Origin of the sequence: Haladaptatus sp. (genome assembly GCF_049589095.1) — an archaeon.
In the GTDB taxonomy this organism is placed as follows: Archaea; Halobacteriota; Halobacteria; order Halobacteriales; family Haladaptataceae; genus Haladaptatus.
This window is the reverse complement of the sequence record NZ_JBAWAC010000300.1, coordinates 1-4,520: the sequence shown is the minus strand read 5'-3', so window position 1 is coordinate 4,520 and position 4,520 is coordinate 1. Positions and strand designations below refer to the sequence as shown.

General features: G+C 63.9%; 5 protein-coding genes. 2 read left to right on the top strand and 3 right to left on the bottom strand.

Annotated features, from left to right (window positions below; genetic code table 11):
• Together WBV42_RS09750 and WBV42_RS09745 are read left to right on the top strand one after the other, a co-directional pair.
• Positions 1 to 1,167, top strand: a 1,167-nt coding sequence (locus WBV42_RS09750; RefSeq protein ID WP_423985853.1) for a tripartite tricarboxylate transporter permease, incomplete at its 5' end; no start/stop codon positions are given.
• A gap of 38 nt (positions 1,168 to 1,205) precedes the next feature.
• Positions 1,206 to 1,412: a hypothetical protein gene (locus WBV42_RS09745; RefSeq protein ID WP_423985852.1), complete on the top strand. Its 207-nt coding sequence runs from the start codon at positions 1,206 to 1,208 to the stop codon at positions 1,410 to 1,412.
• A gap of 29 nt (positions 1,413 to 1,441) precedes the next feature.
• Here WBV42_RS09745 and WBV42_RS09740 read toward each other — a convergent pair whose 3' ends face one another.
• The 3 genes from WBV42_RS09740 to WBV42_RS09730 form a co-directional block, all read right to left on the bottom strand.
• The gene (locus tag WBV42_RS09740; protein WP_423985851.1) at positions 1,442 to 1,825 is read right to left on the bottom strand and encodes a DUF7522 family protein; all 384 of its coding nucleotides are present in this window, start codon (positions 1,823 to 1,825) and stop codon (positions 1,442 to 1,444) included.
• A gap of 68 nt (positions 1,826 to 1,893) precedes the next feature.
• A complete protein-coding gene (gene menD / locus WBV42_RS09735) occupies positions 1,894 to 3,663 on the bottom strand; it encodes a 2-succinyl-5-enolpyruvyl-6-hydroxy-3-cyclohexene-1-carboxylic-acid synthase (RefSeq protein WP_423985850.1) in 1,770 nt (589 codons plus the stop codon).
• Positions 3,660 to 4,520 (bottom strand): isochorismate synthase (locus tag WBV42_RS09730; RefSeq protein ID WP_423985849.1); only part of this gene is annotated, 861 nt, incomplete at its 5' end. The genes menD and WBV42_RS09730, both read right to left, overlap by 4 nt.

The following is a 4,520-nucleotide window of genomic DNA, read 5'->3' as shown; positions in this document are numbered from 1 at the left end:
ATCGTTGTCGGTACGATAAGCGGGCTTACACCGGGAATTCACGTCAACAACCTCGCGCTCTTGCTGGCGTCGGTGGCGGGGTCGATAGCCGGACCGCCGAAACTGGTCGGGGCGGCGATACTCGCGGCGGGGGTCGTCCACTCGTTTCTGGACGTGGTTCCGTCGCTGGCGCTCGGGGTCCCGGACCCGGTGATGGCGGCGGGGGCGCTCCCCGGCCATCGGTTGGTCATCGAAGGCCAAGGCAGGGAGGCGCTTCGGCTCTCGGCACTGGGGAGCGGGCTGGCGGTGGCGTTCGCGGTGCCGCTGGCGATTCCGATCACGGCGGCGATGACGGATGCCTACCCGCTGGTTCGGAACCATCTCCCGTTCTTTCTCGTCGGAATCACGGCGTTTCTCGTGCTCACGGAACCGACGACCCGCGGGAAAGTCGGTGGCCTCGTCGTCTTCTGCACGAGTGCCGTGCTCGGCATCCTGGCCCTTCCGCTCTCACCATCGGCACCCCTCGGCATCGGCGGGGTACTCACGCCGTTGTTTGCGGGGTTGTTCGGCGCGCCGGTGCTCGTGGACGCGATGAACGGAACGGGGGTTCCGCCACAGGCCGAAGCAACGCTCACGATGACCCATCGGGCCATCGCCGTAACCGCACTCGCTGGTGCGTTCGCCGGTGGAATCGTCGGATATCTCCCCGGCGTGTCGAGCGCGATAGCGGCCGTCATCGCGCTGGCACTGGTCCCCCGGAGAACCGAAGCACGTGGATTCATTGTGGCGACTAGCGGCGTCAACACCGCAAACACCATCTTCGCGCTTTTCGCGCTCGTCTCGCTCGGAACGCCGCGAACAGGCGTGATGGTCGCCCTGCGTGAGACGAACGCGCCGCTCGATCTGCCGGTGCTCCTCGCCAGCGTCGCTATCGCGGGCGTCGTCGGGTTCGCCCTCGTCCTCGTTCTCGGCGACACCTACCTCGAAGCGGTCGGTGGGCTGAACTACCGACGGCTCTCCATTGGCGTCCTCTGTCTGCTGATCGCGGCGTCGTTCCTGTTCGCGGGCGTCGTCGGTGTCGGTCTCTTCGTTTGTAGTGCCATCCTCGGTTGCCTCCCACCGCGATTGGGGTGCCGACGGGTCCATCTCATGGGGGTGTTGCTTGGTCCGCTCATCGTCGGCGTGTAACCACGAAGCATTTACGCACCTGCTGTCAATTTGAGGTCATGATCCCTCTGTTCGGTCCCGTCCCGGGCGGCATGGAGTTGATCGTCATCTTCATCATGGCAATCTTGCTGTTCGGCGTTCCATTGACCATCTTCGGAGGAATATTCGTGCTCCACCGACGGTCACAAGAGCAGGTATCCGAACTGAGAGACGAGGTCGACGAACTGCGAACGGAACTCGAAACGCGGGAACGAGAACGAGAGTAGAAGTGACCGAGTTCGGTGACCGCCGTGGGCTACTCCCCGCTCATGATGTCGAGGCAGGCGCCGACGAACGTGTTCTGTACCGCGAACGCTTCGCCGTCGAGCGCGACGGCGGTACCGCAAAGCTCGCCGTGCGTGAAGTGCATCTCGATGGCGTCGTCGAAACAACGAATGGTACAGTTCAACGATCCGTGATTGTAGAGGTCTTCCTGATGTGATTTCTCGATGGCTTCGAGTCGCATGTCGCGGCGTACGTCGGCACGCTCCTGTTCGTCGTAAGCGTCGGCGACGTCGTCACGGATGTAGAGTAGTTCGCAGGAATCGGCATCGTAGTAGAGAACGCTTCGAAGAAGGTCCCCGACGTGCTTCTGTAGATACGTGACGAGTTCTCTGGATTCCGTGGCTGTATGAGACATAATAACTATCCGCCTCCACGTTCGCTGGTGAAAGACATGAATCTTCCCGGGATTATCTTCGCTGAAAACTAGACTCCGGAATCGGAGGACAGGTCGGTGACGAGACGCTCTTGGAACGATTCCCGAATCCGATGGCTCGGTTCGGCGTCCGTGAGCACTTCGATAACCTGCGTCCCGGTGCTGTCGAGGGAATCCGAAAACGCGTCACGGAATTCGGAACGCGTCTCCACGCGCTGGAAATCGAGGTCGTAGAGGTCGCCAGTCGCGGCGTAATCGAGTCCGTGTGGCGTCCGGAACTGCCCGGAAAATGGCGGGTCGAACGATTCGATGGGAAGCATGTGGAAGATGCCACCGCCGTCGTTGTTGATTTCGACGATGGTCGCGTCCACGCCACAGCGGTCGAGTGCGAGCAGTCCGTTCATGTCGTGGTAGTACGCGATGTCGCCGGTGACGAGGACGAGCGGGTCGTCCGTCGCGCTCCCCGCGCCGAGTGCAGAGCTGATGATGCCGTCGATACCGCTTGCGCCCCGATTTCCGAGAACGGTCACGTCGGCCGACCGCGGGCGGGCAAAGCGGTCCAAATCCCGGACCGGCATGCTGTTGGACACGAACAGCGTCGCCGGATCCGGAACGAGTTGCGAGACATCGGCGAGCACGCCGCCCTCGAAATGCTCCTCCGTTTCCGCGAGCAGCGACCGGTGGGCGGACTCCGCACGCTCGAACCGTGCCCTCCACTCGTCGTTCCCTCCATTTTCTCCGTCTTCGAGTTTGTCGGCGAGTCGCCGGGCGAGGCATGTCGGGTCGGCGACGACGAGGTCCGTCGCGGTGAACGAGGCTTCACGCCACCCCCCCGCCGAGTCCACGACGAACTGTTGGGTTTCGACGCGTTCGAGGTACTGACGAAGGGCCTTCGAAGTCGGGGATGCGCCGAACCGTAGAACCACGTCCGGGTCGGGCCATTCGTCGGTCACGTCCGGCACGAGATACGAATCGTAGCCGCCGACGATGGGCCGGTCGTGGCCGAACCGGTGCCCCGACAGCGGGTCGGCGAGCACGGGGAAGCCGGTCGCATCGGCCAGCCTTTCCAATTCGCCACGGTCCGGTGTCGGCGCGTCGGCGGGGCCGACGACGAGCAGGCCGCGTTCCGCGTCGACCATCGACTCGGCGAGTCGGGAGAACGTGGCGGAATCGAGTTCGGGAACGCCCTGCGAGAGGTGAACGAACGGCCCGTCACGCCCCTCGGCCGCGAGCGGTTCGTCATCCGCGAACGAGTCGGGAACATCCCCATCGACGTCGGTCGGTTCGAGGGGTTTTCGGAACGGGAAGTTGAGATGCACCGGTCCCGGTGGTGTTCCGGTCGTCGAACCGAGGGCGCGGGCGGCCGTCGTGCGAAGGTAGCGCAGTTTCCTCGGGGTGGCTTCCGGTTCGGCGACGTCGGCGTACCAGCGAACGGCGCTTCCGTACAGTTTCTCCTGGTCTACGGTCTGGTTCGCGCCGCTATCGCGGAGTTCCGGCGGTCGGTCCGCCGTGCAGACGAGCAACGGGACCCGTGCTCGGTCGGCCTCGATGACGGCCGGGTGGAAGTTCGCCGCCGCCGTTCCCGAGGTGCAGACGATGGGGGTCGGCTTGCCGGTGCGCTTCGCTCGCCCGAGCGCGAAGAAGGCCGCCGAGCGCTCGTCCAAATGGGAGAACACCTCGATATCGTCGTGCAGGGCGAACGCGACGGTCAACGGCGTCGATCGACTACCAGGAGAGAGACAGACAGCATCGACCCCACCGGCGGCCAACTCGTCCACGAACGTTTCGGCCCACAGCGTGTTTCGGTTCGGGTAGGTCATTCGAGTTCGTTCAAAATCGGCAGGAATTTCAACTGCACTTCGTCCCACTCCGCTTCGGGGTCGCTATCGGCGACGATGCCGTTTCCGGCGAACAGGGTGACACGGTCGTTGGCTGCGACACCGGAACGCAGGCCGACGGCGAATTCGCCGTCCCCGTCGGCGTCGAACCAGCCGACCGGCGAGGCGTACCAGCCACGGTCGAACCCTTCCGTCTCCCGAATCGTTCGCATGGCGTCTTCCAGCGGGAGCCCACCGACCGCGGGAGTCGGATGGAGGGCTTCGAAGACCGAGAGAACGTGTTCGTCGTCGCCGATATCCGCCGAAATCGGCGTCTGTAGGTGTTGAATGGTCGAAAGTCGCTTGAGTCGTCGCTCGCCGACCGAAACGGACGACGCGAGGGGTTCGAGCCGCTCACGGATGGTTTCGGCGACGAGTTCGTGTTCCTCCCGAACCTTCTCGCTGTCCGCGAGCGAGATTGCGAGCTCGTCGTCCTCCTCGGGTGTCTCGCCGCGGCCGATGGATCCGGCGAGCGCTTCAGTCTCGACCGTCCCACCGCGAAGGGAAACGAGGCGTTCCGGCGGCGCGCCGAAAAACCCGCCCGACGACGTGGGTTGCACGAGGAATCGATAACACTCCGGATAGGACGTTCGAAGCCGTTCGAGGATGTCCGGAACGACGACCGATTCGCCGAGTTCGACCTCCAACGCGGTTGCGATGACTACCTTCTTTAGCTGTCCGTCGCGGATTCGATCCGTCGCGTGGCGTATCTGTGAACACCATTCCTCCCGCGAGGTGATGGGTGTCGTGGACTCGATTCCCGGCGATTCACCGCGGGGGCGCATCGTCGGTAGCGTCAC